Annotated in this window: 13 protein-coding genes and 1 pseudogene; 4 read left to right on the plus strand and 10 right to left on the minus strand. The window is 72.5% G+C overall.

Annotation, left to right across the window (positions count from 1 at the left end):
• A partial coding sequence (locus ACGFIW_RS09730) for a HAMP domain-containing protein (RefSeq protein WP_393312788.1) occupies positions 1-1,911 on the minus strand: 1,911 nt, incomplete at its 3' end.
• A 316-nt stretch (positions 1,912-2,227) separates the two neighbouring features.
• On the opposite strand from ACGFIW_RS09730, the gene ACGFIW_RS09735 reads away from it, so the two are divergent.
• Entirely contained in the window at positions 2,228-4,267 is a 2,040-nt protein-coding gene (locus ACGFIW_RS09735) for a SpoIIE family protein phosphatase (RefSeq protein ID WP_393312435.1), read from the plus strand.
• 24 nt (positions 4,268-4,291) lie between these two features.
• Here the strand turns inward: ACGFIW_RS09735 and ACGFIW_RS09740 are convergent, their stop codons facing one another.
• Positions 4,292-5,650 carry an FAD-binding oxidoreductase gene (locus tag ACGFIW_RS09740; RefSeq protein WP_393312437.1) on the minus strand — a complete coding sequence of 453 codons (1,359 nt, stop codon included), beginning with the start codon at positions 5,648-5,650 and terminating at the stop codon, positions 4,292-4,294.
• 96 nt (positions 5,651-5,746) lie between these two features.
• On the opposite strand from ACGFIW_RS09740, the gene ACGFIW_RS09745 reads away from it, so the two are divergent.
• Positions 5,747-7,843 carry a S9 family peptidase gene (locus tag ACGFIW_RS09745; protein ID WP_393312439.1) on the plus strand — a complete coding sequence of 699 codons (2,097 nt, stop codon included), beginning with the start codon at positions 5,747-5,749 and terminating at the stop codon, positions 7,841-7,843.
• Between the two features lie 17 nt (positions 7,844-7,860).
• The gene (locus ACGFIW_RS09750) at positions 7,861-8,016 is read left to right on the plus strand and encodes a hypothetical protein (protein WP_393312441.1); all 156 of its coding nucleotides are present in this window, start codon (positions 7,861-7,863) and stop codon (positions 8,014-8,016) included.
• 28 nt (positions 8,017-8,044) lie between these two features.
• Here the strand turns inward: ACGFIW_RS09750 and ACGFIW_RS09755 are convergent, their stop codons facing one another.
• The 7 genes and pseudogenes from ACGFIW_RS09755 to ACGFIW_RS09785 all read right to left on the minus strand — a co-directional run bounded on the left by ACGFIW_RS09755 (position 8,045) and on the right by ACGFIW_RS09785 (position 13,857).
• On the minus strand, positions 8,045-8,920 hold the full coding sequence (locus tag ACGFIW_RS09755; protein ID WP_393312790.1) for a glycosyltransferase: 876 nt from the start codon (positions 8,918-8,920) through the stop codon (positions 8,045-8,047).
• Positions 8,865-9,767, minus strand: a complete 903-nt coding sequence (locus ACGFIW_RS09760; RefSeq protein WP_393312443.1) for a polysaccharide deacetylase family protein — start codon at positions 9,765-9,767, stop codon at positions 8,865-8,867. Before ACGFIW_RS09760 ends, ACGFIW_RS09755 begins: the two co-directional genes overlap by 56 nt.
• A gap of 2 nt (positions 9,768-9,769) precedes the next feature.
• Positions 9,770-10,198 (minus strand): hypothetical protein, encoded by a 429-nt coding sequence (locus ACGFIW_RS09765; RefSeq protein WP_393312445.1) that lies wholly within the window; start codon positions 10,196-10,198, stop codon positions 9,770-9,772.
• A 113-nt stretch (positions 10,199-10,311) separates the two neighbouring features.
• A complete protein-coding gene (locus ACGFIW_RS09770) occupies positions 10,312-11,844 on the minus strand; it encodes an FtsX-like permease family protein (RefSeq protein ID WP_393312447.1) in 1,533 nt (510 codons plus the stop codon).
• Positions 11,841-12,542: pseudogene (locus tag ACGFIW_RS09775) on the minus strand (ABC transporter ATP-binding protein). Before ACGFIW_RS09775 ends, ACGFIW_RS09770 begins: the two are co-directional and overlap by 4 nt.
• Positions 12,539-13,075, minus strand: a complete 537-nt coding sequence (locus tag ACGFIW_RS09780) for a PadR family transcriptional regulator (RefSeq protein WP_393312449.1) — start codon at positions 13,073-13,075, stop codon at positions 12,539-12,541. The pseudogene ACGFIW_RS09775 and the gene ACGFIW_RS09780 overlap by 4 nt, the downstream one beginning before the upstream one ends.
• A gap of 200 nt (positions 13,076-13,275) precedes the next feature.
• Positions 13,276-13,857, minus strand: a complete 582-nt coding sequence (locus ACGFIW_RS09785) for a TIGR03086 family metal-binding protein (protein WP_393312451.1) — start codon at positions 13,855-13,857, stop codon at positions 13,276-13,278.
• Between the two features lie 31 nt (positions 13,858-13,888).
• Here ACGFIW_RS09785 and ACGFIW_RS09790 point away from each other — a divergent pair, with 31 nt between their 5' ends.
• On the plus strand, positions 13,889-14,686 hold the full coding sequence (locus tag ACGFIW_RS09790) for a DUF6597 domain-containing transcriptional factor (RefSeq protein WP_393312453.1): 798 nt from the start codon (positions 13,889-13,891) through the stop codon (positions 14,684-14,686).
• 13 nt (positions 14,687-14,699) lie between these two features.
• On the opposite strand, the gene ACGFIW_RS09795 is transcribed toward ACGFIW_RS09790, so the two are convergent.
• Positions 14,700-16,238, minus strand: coding sequence for a SpoIIE family protein phosphatase (locus ACGFIW_RS09795; protein WP_393312455.1), 1,539 nt, complete (start codon positions 16,236-16,238; stop codon positions 14,700-14,702).
• Between the last annotated feature and the right edge of the window lie 4 nt (positions 16,239-16,242).

Raw genomic sequence — 16,242 nt, forward strand, 5'->3', positions numbered from 1 at the left:
GAGCTTGCCCTCGGTGCCCACCTCACGCGCCACCCGGGTCACCTCGTCGGCGAACGACGACAACTGGTCCACCATCGTGTTGACAGTCGACTTCAACTCCAGAATCTCGCCCCGCGCGTCCACCGTGATCTTCTGGCTCAGGTCACCCTTCGCCACCGCCGTGGAGACCTGGGCGATGTTGCGGACCTGGGCGGTCAGGTTCGACGCCATCGAGTTCACGTTGTCGGTCAGGTCCCGCCAGGTGCCGGCAACCCCGCGCACCTGAGCCTGACCACCGAGCTTGCCCTCGGTGCCCACCTCACGCGCCACCCGGGTCACCTCGTCGGCGAACGACGACAACTGGTCCACCATCGTGTTGACAGTCGACTTCAGCTCCAGGATCTCGCCGCGCGCATCCACCGTGATCTTCTGGCTCAGGTCACCCTTCGCCACCGCCGTGGTCACCGAGGCGATGTTGCGGACCTGGCTGGTCAGGTTCGACGCCATCGAGTTCACGTTGTCGGTCAGGTCCCGCCACGTACCGCTGACGCCCTTGACCTGCGCCTGACCGCCCAGGTTGCCCTCGGTGCCCACCTCACGCGCCACCCGGGTCACCTCGTCGGCGAACGACGAGAGCTGGTCCACCATCGTGTTGACGGTGTTCTTCAGCTCCAGGATCTCGCCCTGGGCGTCCACGGTGATCTTCTGCGACAGGTCGCCCTTCGCGACCGCGGTGGAGACCTGGGAGATGTTGCGGACCTGGCTGGTCAGGTTGCCGGCGAGCTGGTTGACGTTCTCGGTGAGGTCCCGCCAGGTGCCGGAGACGCCGCGGACCTGCGCCTGACCGCCGAGCTTGCCCTCGATGCCGACCTCACGCGCGACCCGGGTCACCTCGTCGGCGAACGACGACAACTGGTCCACCATCGTGTTGACGGTGTCCTTCAGCTCCAGGATCTCGCCCTGCGCCGCCACGGTGATCTTCTGCGACAGGTCGCCCTTGGCCACCGCCGTGGAGACCTGGGCGATGTTGCGGACCTGGCCGGTCAGGTTCGACGCCATCGAGTTGACGCTGTCGGTCAGGTCCTTCCAGGTGCCGGCCACGTTCGGCACCTCGGCCTGGCCACCGAGCTTGCCCTCGGTGCCCACCTCGCGGGCCACCCGGGTCACCTGCTCGGCGAAGAGCCGCAGCGTGTCGGTGAGGTAGTTCATCGTGGCGGCCAGCTCGGCGACCTCACCGCGTGCGCCAACGGTGATCTTCTGCGACAGGTCACCCTTGGCCACCGCCGTCGCCACCTGCGAGATCGACCGCACCTGGCCGGTCAGGTTCGACGCCATGGTGTTCACCGAGTCGGTGAGGTCCTTCCAGGTGCCGGCGACGCCCCGCACGTCGGCCTGGCCGCCCAGCTTGCCCTCGGTGCCCACCTCACGGGCCACCCGGGTCACCTCGTTGGAGAACGACGACAACTGGTCGACCATCGTGTTCACGGTGCGCCCGATCCGCAGGTACTCACCGCGCAGCGGCCTACCGTCGATCTCCAACGCCATGTGCTGGGACAGGTCGCCGTCCGCGACCGCCACGATGACCCGGGCGATCTCGGTGGTCGGTCGGCCCAGGTCGTCGATCAGCGAGTTGATCGCCCGCTGCCCCTCCGCCCAGGAGCCGTCCAGCCCCTCGTCGTCGAGCCGCTCGGTGAGCCGACCGTCGCGACCGACGATCCGACTGATCCGCCGCAGGTCCAGATACTGCCGTTCCTGGAGCGAGACCACCTCGTTGAAGGCGTCCGCCACCGCACCGGCCGCGCCGGCGCGGCGGGGAAGGCGGACCTTCAGGTCGCCGCGACCGATCTGTCGCAGTGCCTCGGTCAACTCACCGAGGAGCGCCTCGTGGTCGGGCACGGACGGATCCGCCACCGACTGCTTCGCCGTGGTCATCATTCCTCGCTCCACTCGGGGGCTGCCGGTCCGTGCGGACACACCGGCACCCCATATTGTGCCCGCGCGCGCCGTAGTGCCAGGGTGCGCGACCCGCCAGGTGGCCCCGGGCGCCGTCCGATCCGCCCGATCGACGCGAGGCTGGCCCCGGGGGTCGCACACCTCGCAGAGTTCGCCAACGCCACCCAAGGACGCAACGCGACGCGGCGTGTTCGGTTGGTGCCGACAAGGGACCCTTCCTCCCGGTTGGGGATGAGGGGACGCGCGGATGATGATCGGCTTGGCACCCGGTGGGGGAACGGTGGAGGATACGAGGGTGTCAGCCGAGGCGGGGCCCGCGACGGCCGGGGCCCGCGACGGGGCGACCCGGCGCGTCCGCCTGCCAGCCGACCGCCGTACGCCGGCCGCCGCGCGTGCCGTGGTCCGTTCAGTGTTGATCGAGTCACACCTGGACGAGCTGGCCAACGAGGCCCTGCTACTCACCACCGAGTTGACCACCAACGCCGTCGAGCACGCCCGCACCGAGTTGGACATCGAGGTCGTCGCCGACGAGGTCGGGTTGACCGTCACCGTCTCCGACTTCGCGCCCGGCTCGGGCGACGAGCTGACCGTGGGGGCCCGCAACGACTCCACCGAGATCGACGAGGTCTCCGAGCGGGGTCGCGGTCTGCTGCTTGTCGACCACTTCGCCAGCCGCTGGGGCACCACGTACCTGCCCACCGGCAAGGGCGTCTGGTTCCGGCTGGACCGCCCCGGCGCCGACCCGCCGGCCGGGGGCGCCCGGGTGGGCACCGACACGTCCGCGCCGAGCGCCAGCGCGATGAGCGAACTCATGCAAACCGCCCCCGACCTGTACGCGGACGATCCGCTGCCCGACTTCGCCACCAGCCTGCTCAGTCGTCTCGCCGAAGTGGTGGGAGCGGCCGGCGGCACGATCCGCCTGGACCGGGGCGACGGGCAGGGCCGCCAGGTGCTGGCCCGCTTCGGCCGACCGCCCCGCCCCGGCAGTGAGCTGCTCCGGGTGCCGCTGACGGTGCACCGCCCGTACGCCGGGGAGCTGGAGTTGGACGCCGCGCCGTCGGCGTACGCCCAGCCGTTGGCGGTGCTCACCGCCGAGCGGCTGTCGCTGCACCTGGAGAACGACCGGCTGCGCCGGGCCGACGTCCGCCGGCAGGTGTGGTTGACGTTCCTGGCCGAGGCGAGCGAGCTGCTCGCCCAGTCGTTGGACGTCGACCTGACGATGGCCCTGGTGCCGCAGTTGGTGGTGCCCCGGCTCGGCCAGTGGTGCGCGGTGCACACCGCCGACGAGTGGGGCCGGCTCCGGCTGGCGGCGGCCAGCCACGCCGACGAGTCGATGCTTCCGCAGTTGCACAAGGTGCTGGCCGAGACCGGGCCGGATTCGATCCAGGCTCGCCTGCGCGAGGCGTCCCGCAGCGCGGCGCAGATCCCCCTGGGCGGGCCGATGGAGGGTTTCGCGGTCCCGCTGATCGCGCGGGGGCAGCGGCTCGGCACCCTGGCGGTGGGGCGGCACCAGCGGCACCGACACGACCCGGACGAGGTGGCCGTGTTGGAGGACGTGGCCCGACGGGCCGCGCTGGCCATCGAGAACGCCCGCATCCACGCCGAACGCCGCCGCGTGGCGCAGACGCTTCAGCAGTCCCTGTTGCCGCCGGTGCTGCCGTTCGTGGACGGGATCGGCTTCGCCGCCGAGTACGTCCCGACCGGTGACGACGCGGAGGTGGGGGGCGACTTCTACGACCTGGTGCCGCTGCCCGACGGGCGTTGGCTGGTGGTGATCGGTGACGTCTCGGGCAAGGGTGTCCAGGCCGCCGCCGTGACCGGGCTGGTCCGGGACGTGATCCGGGTGCTGGTCGGCGACGGCAAACCGTTGCCGGAGGCGTTGGCGCGGCTCAACGAGACGCTCGTCGAGCGGGGTGGCGGACGCTACTGCACATTGGCGCTGGCGGCGGTCGGGCCGGGCCAGGGCGACAAGTTGGACGTGTCGCTGCATCTGGCCGGGCACGACCAGCCGCTGCTGCTGGCCGGCGCGGGCGGAGCGGAATTCGTCGGCACCGGCGGCACCGCGCTCGGCCTGCTCGACACGATCACCTCGCCAACGGCGAAGATCACGCTCGCGCCGGGCGACTCACTGATCTTCTACACCGACGGTGTCACCGAACGACGGCGCGGCCGGGAGCTGTTCGGCACGGACCGACTGCGGGACGCGGCCGCCCCTCTGGCCGGCTATTCGGCCGACGTGGTGGCCGCCCGGCTGCGCTCCGTCGCGATCAACTTTTCGGTGGAGCCGCCCCGGGACGACATCGCCATCCTGGTGCTCCGCAACGACGCGACCTGACCGGGGCGATCGGCGGCGGCGATGTCAGAGGCCGCCCGGGAGACGCCCGGGGGCGAGCCGGTGCTCCGGATCGAGGTGCTCCTTGGCCTCGCGCAGTTGGGCCAGGCCGGCCAGGTCGCCCCAGAGGTCGACGGCCTGGCGGACGGCCGCCGGAGCGGAGACCACCACGCAGCGGCCCTGCCGGGCCAGCAACACCCCTCGGACGGCGGCCAGGATGGACGCCACGCGGCTGGGGGCCAACGCTCCGGGCAGTGCCGCGTGCACCACACCCAGCCCGGCGGACCCGCGCACCGGCACCGGCGTGCCGGTGGCGTCGCGTAACGCGTAGACGGCGGCGTGCAGATCGCCGATCGGCACCTCCAGACGCAGCGCCGTGTCGCCCGGAGCGAACGGGTAACGACGCCACCACGTCGGCGCGGAGTGGGCGATCGTCGCCTCGCCGTCCAGCAGGCCGACCAGGCGCTCGGCGCGTTCGGTGACGTCGGCGGGACCGCCCTCCAGCAGCACCACCAGGCTCCCCGCCCGGGACGGGACACCGGCCCGGCCGGACATCGACGGGTGGCGCTCCCGGGCCGTCGCGGACGGGTGGCCGGGCGGGTACGGCGAACGTGGCCGGAGGGTGCCGCCCGGCAGGTCCAGCTCGACAGCCGCCGGCTCCAGTCGGACGGCGAGGATCGTCCGGATCAGCTCGTGCACCTCCAGCGGCGTCCACACCGGGCGGGACACCCAGAGCCGGCTCGCCGGCAGCGGCTGCACCCGCAGACTCGCCGAGACCAGCACACCGAGCGCACCCTGGGAACCACAGAGCAGCCGGGCCAGGTCGAGACCGGGTGCGCCACCCCCGGCGCTGACCAACTCACCGTCGGCGGCGAGGTAACGGACGCCGAGCAGTTGGTCGCAGGGGCTGCCGTGACGGTGGCGCAACGGGCCGGTCTCGCCGGCGGCGAGCACCCCGCCCAGGGTCGCGCCGGGCGACGGTGCATCCATCGCCAACCGCTGCCCGGTGCGCTCCAGCGTGGCCTGCACGGCTCGAAGCGGGGTGCCGGCACCCACCTCGGCCACCGGCGCGCCGGCCGGCTCGTGACCGATGCCGGCCAGTCGGCCGGTGTCGAGCATGATGTCGACCTGCACGGGCGTCGCACCCCAGTCGATCTTCGTGCCGGCACCTCGGGGGACCACCGCCAGGTCGTGCGCGGCAGCCAGGCGTAGCACCTCGGCGGCGGCGTGCGGACCGCCCGGCACCGCCACCCAGCGCGCCCGCCGCCCCGCCACCTCGTCGGCCGCGCCGCCGAGCCGGGAGAACGGCGGACCGCAGATCGCCGCCAGCCGCCGGGTGATCTCGTGAGCGCCGGACCGGCCGAGGGAACTCGCTGCTGCCGCCATGCCGGCTATCGTACATGTGTTCGAAGAAGGCGCCGACGCGGACCCGGTTGTCACGGGTACGGCGTACAGCGGGTGCTGGCCGGTAACGTGGCCGCCGTGACCACCGAGACTGCCCCGCCCGCGGCGAAGCGGGTGCCCAGCGAGCGCAGCCACCACGGCGACACCGTCGTCGACGAGTACGCCTGGCTCGCCACCAAGGACGACCCGGAGACGATCGCCTACCTGACCGCCGAGAACGCGTACACCGACGCACGCACGGCGCACCTGGCCGCGCTCCGCGCGGACCTCTTCGAGGAGACCCGCCAACGCACCAGGGAGACCGACCTGTCCGTGCCGACCCGCAAGGGTGGGCACTGGTACTACACCCGGACGGTCGAGGGGCAGCAGTACGGGGTGCAGTGCCGGCGCGCCGTGCGCGACGGTGAGGTCGACCCGCCGGTCAGCGCGGAGGGCGCCCCCCTCGACGGGGAGGAGGTGCTGCTCGACGGCAACCTGCTGGCCGAGGGGCACGACTTCTTCTCGCTTGGCACGTTCGACGTCAGCCCGGACGGTCGCTGGTTGGCCTACTCCACCGACTTCTCCGGCGACGAGCGGTTCACCCTGCGCGTGAAGGACCTGACCACCGGCGAGTTGCTGCCGGACGAGGTCCCGGACACGTCCTACGGCACGGCCTGGTCGGCCGACGCATCGGCGTTGTTCTACGTGACCGTGGACGACGCCTGGCGACCAAACCGGGTCTGGCGGCACACCGTCGGTTCCGCCGCCGCCGACGACGTGGTGGTCCACCAGGAGGACGACGAGCGGTTCTGGGTGGGCGTCGAGCTAACCCGGTCGGAGAAGTTCATCCTGATCGACATCCACAGCAAGGTGACGAGCGAGGTGCTGGTGATCCCCGCCGGCAACCCGACCGGCACGCCGGCCGTGATCGCCCCCCGCCGGCAGGGCGTCGAGTACGCGGTGGAGCACCACGGCCACCGTTTCCTGATCCTGCACAACGACGGCGCGGAGGACTTCGCGCTGGCGTTCACCTCGGCGGACACGCCGGGCGACTGGGTGCCGCTGATCGAGCACTCCCCCGGCACCCGCCTGGAGGCCGTGGACGCCTTCGCCAACCATCTCGTGGTGTCGCTGCGTACCGACGGGCTGACCGGGCTGCGGGTGTTGCCGGTGGGCAGCGACGACGCGTACGACATCAACTTCCCCGAGCCGCTGTACAGCGTCGGGCTGGACGCCAACCCGGAGTACCGCACCGGGCAGGTCCGCCTGCGCTACTCCTCGCTGACCACGCCCGACTCGGTGTACGACTACGGCCTGGTCACCCGGCAGATGGTGCTGCGCAAGCAGAAGCCGGTGCTGCCCGGGCCGGACGGCCGACCGTACGACCCGGCCGAGTACGAGCAGCACCGGGACTGGGCGCTCGCCGACGACGGCACCCGCGTGCCGATCTCCCTGGTCTGCCGGGTCGGCACCCCCCGCGACGGCTCGGCGCCCTGCGAGCTGTACGGCTACGGCTCGTACGAGGCCAGCATGGACCCGTGGTTCTCGGTGGCCCGACTGTCGCTGCTGGACCGGGGCGTGGTCTTCGCGGTGGCACACACCCGGGGCGGCGGCGAGCTGGGTCGGCGTTGGTACGACCAGGGCAAGCTGCTGGCCAAGAAGAACACCTTCACCGACTTCGTCGCCTGCGCCCGACACCTGGTCAAGGCCGGCTGGACGGCCAGCGACCGGCTGGTCGCCCGGGGGGCCTCGGCCGGTGGCCTGTTGATGGGCGCGGTGGCGAACCTGGCACCGGACGCGTTCACCGGCATCGTCGCGCAGGTGCCGTTCGTGGACCCGCTCACGTCGGTCCTCGACCCGTCCCTGCCGCTTACCGTCACCGAGTGGGAGGAGTGGGGCAACCCCCTGGAAGACCCCGAGGTGTACGCGTACATGAAGTCCTACGCGCCGTACGAGAACGTGGCCGCCGTGGACTACCCGGCGATCCTCGCGGTGACCAGCCTCAACGACACCCGGGTGCTCTACTCGGAGCCGGCGAAGTGGATCGCCCGGCTGCGGGCGGTCGCCCCGGGTGGCGACTACCTGCTCAAGACCGAGATGGGTGCCGGGCACGGTGGCCCGAGCGGTCGTTACGACGCCTGGCGGGAGGAGGCGTTCATCAACGCCTGGATCCTGGACCGCATCGGCCGCGCCTGACGACGGGGGCGGCGGCGATGACCGACGAGGACGGGCAGGGGTCGGCACCCCGCCGTGCCTCCGCGTGGATGATCCTCGCCGTGGTCGCCGCCGCCCTGCTCGTCTGCTGCTGCTCCGCCGCCGTGGGCCTGGCGATCTCCTGGTCGGCTGGGCTCTTCCACGCGGCAGCCTGACCGGCCCGCGGCTGACGCCGAGGAGGCTTCAGCCGCGCCCGGCGCCGATCAGCGCTGCCGCCTCGCCGGTGCGCACTATCCGTTGCCAGCGCAGCCGGTTGCCGATCAGCGCGGTGACCACCGACTGCACCACCACCAGGTACATGAGCTGCCGGTAGACCAGTTGCTGGAACGGCAGCGTCCACAGTGGCCCGTACCGCTCCCGGTCCAGTCGCAGCGCGTACGCGGCGGTGGCCGCCTGGAGCAGCAGCAGCCCCGCCCAGGCCAGGGCGAGGGTCGACCAGGGCAGGAAGAGCAGGCCGTACACGGCGAACACGTCGACCGCCGGCGCGGTGAGCGGCAACACGATCTGGAACACCGTGAGGTACGGCAGCCCGCGTCGGCCCAGCTTGCCGCCGGCGCCCGACTCACGCAGCGCGTGTCGGTGCTTCCACATCGCCTGCATCGTGCCGTAGCACCAGCGGTAGCGCTGTCGCCAGAGTTGGCGCAACGACGACGGAGCTTCGGTCCAGGCGATGGCCGACTCCTCGTAGACGACCCGCCAGCCGGCCCGGAGCACCTTCATGGTCAGGTCGGTGTCCTCGGCCAGCGTGTCCGACGGCACCCCACCCACCCTCAGCAGCACCTCGCGGCGAAACGCGCCGATCGCGCCGGGGATGGTCGGCATGCACTCCAGCACGTCGTACATCCGTCGGTCGAGGTTGAAGCCGATCACGTACTCCAGGTGCTGCCACCGGCCGAGCAGCCGACGCCGGTTGGCGACCTTGGTGTTGCCGCTGATCGCACCCACCGACGGGTCGGCGAAGCCCTGCACCAGGCGGTGCACCGTGTCCGGCTGGAAGACGGTGTCACCGTCGACAAGTACCAGCAGGTTCGCCCGGGCGGCCCGGATGCCGGTGTTCAGCGCCGCCGGCCGGGACCATCGACGGCGAGGCGTCGATGCCGGCGGAGACGGTGGTGAAGTGGTAGCCCTGATCGCCCAGCGCGGGCAGCAGGCGGTCCAGCGCGGCGAGGGTCTGCGCCCGGTCACCGCCGCCGTCGTGCATCAGCACCACCGCTCCCCGCCCGCGCTTGGGGGTGGCCGCCCGCACGATCTGGTCGGCCCCGGGGCGCTGCCAGTCCTTGGTGTCCAGGTCGGCGAGGACAGCGACGTGCCCGGTGCCGGCGGCGGCGCGCAACGCGGCGTACTCGGACCCGGTCAGCGCCGTCGGCACCGAGGAGAACGGTGGCCGCAGCAGGGTCACCTCCCGGCCGGTGGCCGAGGCGACCGCCTTGCGGGTCAGCGACAGTTCGAGATCACGCCGCCAGGGCGACACGTCGACGAGGTTGGCGTGGGTGAACGTGTGCGACCCGATCTCGTGCCCCTCGGCGAGGATCCGCCGGACCAGTTCGGGATGCTCGTTGACCCGGGCGCCCACCACGAAGAAGGTGGCGTGCGCGCCGTGCCGGCGCAGCACGTCCAGGACCTGCGGCGTCCAGCGTGGGTCCGGCCCGTCGTCGAAGGTCAGCGCGATGGTGCGGTCCGGCAGCGCCCGGCTGGCCGGTTCGGCGCGATCCAGCCGCAGCACCGGGCCGCCCGAGGTGACGGCGGCCGGGACGTCCGGCGCGGCCCGCGCGGTGGCGTTGCCCGAGCCACCGGCGAGGCCACTCACCAGGCCGTTGACGGTGAGCGCCGCGAGCAGCAGGAGCAGCCCGAGCAGGAGCAGCAGCCAGTGGGCCCGAGGGTCACGCCGGGCCACGTGTCTCGCCATCGTCACTGCGGCTTACCGGGTGACTTGCTCGGCTTGGCGGTGTTGCGGTGCTCGTCGCCACGACCCGGACGATCGGTGGCGGACGGCGCTCCGGTGGCCGTGGCGGTCGTGGTGGGGGGTCGGCTTCCGGTGGTCGGGGTGGCCCGCGGCAGCGGCGCCGACGTGCTGGTGGCCGACGACGGCGACGGCGAAGTGGCCACCCGGGGCTGGTTGACCCCGTCCACGCCGGCCTCCACCGGGCGCGTCCCCCGGGAGTCGTCCGACCAGCCGGGCAGCGGCACCGAGGAGTCCAGGAAGAGCCCCGCGGCGATCAAGGCGAGGCTGGTGAGCAGGCCAAGGCCCATGGCGGTGCCCGCGAGGACGGTCAGCCGCCGACGACGCCCGGTGCCGTCGACGAACACCGGCGGGGCGGAGCCCGGTTGGTTGTGCATCTGGCGAACTCCCACTGTTGCCGTGCCGGGACCGTCCGGTCCGACACCGGAGACCCGACCGTCCGGGCCTCTGGTGCACACAGCGACACCGCCACCAGCGGTGTTACATCGACTCAGGCCGTGCGCAGCTCGTCCAGCGCCGTGCTGGCGCGCAGGAAGAGCAGGCCGACACCGACCGTCACCAGCACCGCGCCCAACGCGCCGGCGCCGAGCCAGGCCAACTGCTCCAGTGGTACGGCAACGGCTCGCTGGATCTCGGGGGTGTACACGATCCGGGTGTACTGCTCGCGGGTGGCCGGGTCGTCACAGAGCGCTGCCGTGGCCTCGCAGATCTCCGTCGACGAGACGCCCGTCGACACCTCCGAGACGAGCCCTCGGCCGAGCAGGGTGCCCACGGTGAGCGCCAGCAGGATCGCCGGCACCGCCGGGGTCAGCGCCTGCCAGGCCACCGACCGGCTCAGGGTCGCTCGGGGCACCCCGGTGGCAACCAACGCGGCGTAGGCGCGTCGGCGGGCGACGATCCCCTCGACCAGCGCGACGATCAGCCCGCCCGTCGCGATCAGGATGGCCACCGCGACCGCGGCGTCGACCAGATTCATCGTGGACAGATAGAAGGTGTCCGCGCCACCGTTCGCACGGACGAGCTGGCCCTGGTCCCGATCGAGCTGCTCCCTGGCGACGAAGTAGGCGCGTTGGGCGGCGGCACCCCCGCCGAAGATCAGGGCGGCGAGCAGCGCCGCGAACGTGCGGCTGCCCGCCCACGGGTCGGCCATCAACCGGCCCGCCGCCAGCAGCGCCGCGGGCCGGCGGGCGTGCCGACGCAACAACCGCCCGCAGTGGTACGAGATCCAGCCGGTGCCGATCACCACCCCGATCATCGCCGCGAGCGCACCCACAGCGAACAGCAGCGGCACCAGCCAGCCGAGCACCTCGGCGTTGCCGTCGAGCTGGTACATGGCCGGCCGGACCGCGAGGAACGAGGTCAGGCCCAGCCCGATCAGGAGCCCGGCCCACGGACCCGGACCACGCTCGCGGGCGGCCTTACGGGTCACCCCGAGCGGGCTGGTGGTGACCGTCCGCAGCATCAGTGCGGTGGCCAGCGCCGCGACGACCGGCAGACCGAGCACCACCGCGGCCAGTACGCCTGTCGACGGCAGCACGTCGGTGGGCAGGGCCAGTCGATCTCGCACGTCCGGCCGGTGCAGCAGGTCGCGGCCGAGCAGGTAGACACCCAACCCGGCGAGCGTGCCGAGCAGGGCGGCCATGCCGGTCTCCAGCACCACCAGCCGGGTGACCTGGCCGGGGGTGGCACCGGCCAGCCGGAGCGCGGCCAACCGGCGGTCCCGTGCCGGCGCACCGAGCCGGGCGCACTGCCCGGCCAGCGCCAGCACCGGGATCATCAGCATCAGCAGCGCGAACGCCGTCCCGCCCCGCAACCCGGGCTCCACGAGCAGAGCGTTGTGGTACTGCTCCGACCACCTGTTCGGGTTCTCATCCGTCGCGGCAGGCGTGGGGATGGCCAGCACGGTGAGCGCCGCGAGCCCGGCCAGGGTCGCCAGCAGGGCGCTGAGCGCGGTGAGCACCACCCGCGCGGTGTCGGTGCGGGTGCCGGCGAGCGCGAGGCGGACCAGCGTCGCCGGTCTCACCGGGCGCCACCGGCCAGCGGCACGTCGAGCCCCAGGCCGGTGTGGTCCACCAGGCCGTCGCGCAGCACGATCTCCCGATCGGCGTACGCGGCGATCCGCGGCTCGTGGGTGACCAGCACGACGGCGGTGCGCTGCTCACGGGCGAGGCGGACCAGATGGGTGAGCACCTGCTCGCCGGTGAGCGTGTCCAGTGCGCCGGTCGGCTCGTCGGCGAAGAGCACCCGCGGCTCGGTCACCAACGCCCGTGCGGTGGCGCAGCGTTGCTGCTAGCCACCGGACATCTCACCCGGCCGCACGTCGGCCACCTCCTCCACGCCGAACCGTGCCAGCCAGGTGAGCGCCGCCGTCCGTGCCTCTCGCCGCCCCGTGCCGGCGAGGAGCAGGGGCAGGGCGACGTTCTCCGCGGCGGTCAACTCGGCGACCAGTTGGCCGAACTGGAACAGCACCCCGAACTCGGAGCGCCGCAGTCGGGACCGGGCCTTCTCCGACCAGGTGTCGATGCGGTGCCCGCGCCAGGTGACCTCGCCGACGTCCGGTCGGAGGATCCCGGCCAGGCAGTGCAGCAGCGTCGACTTGCCGCAGCCGCTCGGGCCGGTGACGGCGACGATCTCACCCTCGGCCACGTCGAGCGTCACGCCGCGCAGCGCGGGTGTCGGGCCGTACGCCCGAACCACGCCGCGAGCCTGGAGTTGCGTCACGGATGCACCTCCCGGTGCCAGTCGGAGACCCGGCCCAGGGTGGCGTGCAGCCACCGCAGGTCCGCGTCGAGGTGGGTGATCGCGTAGTCGACCGCTACCACGTCGCTGAGGGTGGCGGTCGGATCGACCTTGACCGCTGTCAGCTCACGCAGTCGTGCGGTGTGCGCGGCGCGCTGGGCGATCAGGTAGGACCGGGCCCGGTCGACGTCGGCGACCAGGAGCGCCACCACGACCTTGGCGAAGAGCGTGCTGGCCACGTACGGCATGGGTGGTTCGACAGTGGTGAGCCACTGGTCGAGCGTGGCCCACCCCTGGTCGGTCAGCGCGTACGCCGTGCGATCCGGCCCGGCCGCGCGGTCCTGCCCGGCGGTGGCCACCAGGCCGTCACGTTCCAGTCGGCCAAGGGTGGCGTAGACCTGCCCGAAGGCCAGCGGGCGAGCCCGGGGCAGTCGCTCGTCGTGTGCACGCTTCAGCTCGTAGCCGTGCCGGCTGCCAGCAGCCAACAACCCGAGCAGAACATGCGGCGTAGACACCCGCCCCACTATTCACCGAGCGAATAGACAAGTCAACACCCCACCCCTCCCCCCTCCCCCACCCCCTCCCCCCTCCCCCTCCCCCTCCCCCTCCCCCCGTTGATCATGAGGTTATTGCCACGACACGCCGCAGAGACGCGCGATAACTCCATGATCAATGGGCGCAGAGGGGGTGGGGGTCGGGGTGGGTGGGGTGGGGGTTACGGGGTGGTGGGCCAGGTGGGGGTGCGGCCGGTCTGGGTCAGCAGGTGGGCCAGGTCGGGAGTCGAGGTCGGGGTAGCGGGGCTCGGCACCGGCTCGGCGAAGACGCCCATCTTGCGGGCGGTCGGGCCCAACTGCTCGACCAGCCCGTGCAGCTCGGCCACCACCTCCGGGGCCGGCTGGTACGGCTGGCCGGTGGCGACGGCGAGGTCCCAGCCGTGCACGGTCAGGTCCAGCAGAGCCATCCCACCGATGACGGCCTGCGGCATGCCCATGCCCGGCGACACACCCTCCAGGGTGGACGGGTCCGACCAGGCGGCGACCAACCTGTCGGTCTCCGTCCTGAACCGGTCCCGCCAGCCGTCGGCCAGGTGATCGGGCTTCTCGGCCCACTCCACCTGCCGCTTCTCGGCCAGATCCTGGAAGTTGACCACCACCTCGAACAGGTGGTTGAGCAGATCGCGCACCACGTAGTCCCGGCACGGTGTGGCCAGGTCGAGTTGGTCGTCGGTGATGCCCCGCACCACATCGACGGTTCGCGGCGCGGCAGCCGCCAGCAGGTCGCTAGTCTGAGTGGTCATAGGGCCAGCGTATGAGGGTGGTCTTGAATAAATGCGACATCGACCGCGCGGCGACAGCAGGGGCATCCTCGACCCCGGGCGCCTGCTGCGCGAGGTGCGCTTCCGTCGGCACCTGCCGGTGGAGTCGCTACGCCCGTGGGTGGAGCACTACTGGCTGATCGACTGGGCGTTGGGCACACCGTTCGAGCAGCGCGTCGTGCCCCATCCGGCGGTGAACGTGGTGTTCCGGCGAGACGGTGACGGGCCCGAGTCCGGCGAGGTGGCCGGGGTGGGCCGCGACCTGTTCCGGATCACGCTCACCGGCACCGGCCGGGTGTGCGGGGTGCAGTTCCGCCCCGGTGGGTTCCACTCGTTCTGGCGGCGGCCGGTCACCGAGCTGACCGGCCGCCGGGTGCCACTGCCCGCTGGCCGGCTGGCCGTACCCCAGAAAATGATGTGCGGCGCCACCGACGACGAGCGCTGCCGCGCGTTGGACGCCCTGCTCACCGCCTGGGCTCCGGAGCCGGATCCGATGGCCGAGGAGGCCGTCCGACTGGCCGAGGCGATCCGCACCGACCGGACGGTGCTGCGGGTCGACGACTTCGCCGCGCGGCACGACGTTCCGGTTCGCCGGTTGCAGCGGCTCTTCATGGAGTACGTGGGGGTCGGGCCGAAGTGGGTGATCCGCCGCTACCGGCTCCAGGAGGCCGTCGAACAGGCCGCCGGCGGCCCACTGAGCTGGGCGGACCTCGCCGCCGACCTGGGCTACAGCGATCAGGCCCACCTGGTCCGCGACTTCACCGCCGTGGCCGGGGTGTCTCCCGCCGCGTACGCCCGCTCGGTGCACTGAGGCCGGCGCCACCTCAGCGGCGGCGCAGGACCACCACGGCGACGTCGTCCTGAATCTCCGGTGGGGCCAGCTCCACCAGCAGCCGGGCGCAGAACCGGTCCAGGTCGTCGTCGACGGTGGCGCAGACCGCGGCGAGCGCGGCCAGCCCCTCGTCGATTGTCGCGTCCCGCCGCTCGATCAGCCCGTCGGTGTAGAACACCAACGTGGCCCCGGCCGGCAGCACGAACTCCAGGTCGGCCGGGCGAGGCGCGCGGACGCCGAGCAGCGGCGCGGAGTGCTGCACGAACTCGACCTTGCCACCCAGGTTGAGCACCGGCGGAAGATGCCCGGCACTGGCCAGCCGGACCCGCCCGGTCGGCGGGTGCAGCAGGAGTACGCAGAGCGTGGCGATCTCGTTGGGCAGCAGTGTCCGCATCAGCTCGTTGACCCGGTGCAGGATCTCGCCGGGCTGGTGCCCCTCGACCGCGTACGCCCGCACCGCGTGCCGCAGCTCGGCCATCACTGTCGCCGCGTGCAGCGAGTGGCCTGCCACGTCGCCGATGGCCAGCAGCAGGTGCCCGTCGAGCATCACCAGCTCGTAGAAGTCGCCGCCCACCTCGGTCTGCGCGCTGGCCGGCTCGTAGCGCACGGCGAGGTCCAGGCCGGCGACGGTGGGCAGCCCGCGCGGGAGCAGGCTGCGTTGGAGGGTGACGGCGATCCGGTGCTCCTCGTCGAACGAGCGTTGCCCCTCCACGGCCGCCGCCACCGCCTGGGCCAACTGCTTGAGCACCGGGGTCCGAGCGGTCTGGGTGGCGGTCGGGACCACCACGTACAGCGGGGCCCGGTCCTCGCGCAGCCGGGCGGCGGCGACGGTCACCGTGTCGTCCGCCGGCCAGTCGACGAGCGCCCAGCTCGCCGGGGCCTGCACCCGGACGGTGGCGCCGGTCGGCACTCCGGTGTCGTCGACGACCCACGGCACCACGGCGGCCGTCGCGCCGGGACCGACGCAGATCCCCGCGAGACAGTCACCGTCGAAGGTTTCGGCGATCACCGCCGCCGGGCTCTTGAAGATCTGCGCGGCGCCCTCGGCGGCGGCCTCCAGCAGGCGTGTGAAGGTCGGCGCGGCGTGCACCGCCACTGTCGTGTCGGCCAGCCCGAGCAGCCGCTCGGCGAGCAGTTCGGCGCGCTGCCGGGCCTGGTAGTAGCGCAGCACCGCCCGGGTGGTGGCGATCAGCTCTTCCGGCTCGATCGGCTCGGTCAGGTACGCGTCCGCGCCCCGGGTCAGCCCCTGGGCTCGGTCGGCCACGTCGACGGCGTGCGCCGACACGTGGATCACCGGCATCACCGGGTGCCGGGCCTTGATCTGTTCGCAGACCTCGTACCCGCTCAGGTCGGGCAGCCGCACGTCGAGGACGACAAGGTCGATCCGGTCCACCTCGGCCCGGGCCAACGCCTCGGCGCCGTTCTCGGCTTCGAGCACCGTGAACCCGGCCCGGGTCAGCCAGCTGACCAGCAGGTAGCGCTTGGTACGACTGTCGTCGACGACCAGGATGGTTGCCGGCATGCCGTCCATGCTG

This window comes from Micromonospora sp. NPDC048935, from assembly GCF_043197875.1.
In the GTDB taxonomy this organism is placed as follows: Bacteria; Actinomycetota; Actinomycetes; order Mycobacteriales; family Micromonosporaceae; genus Micromonospora.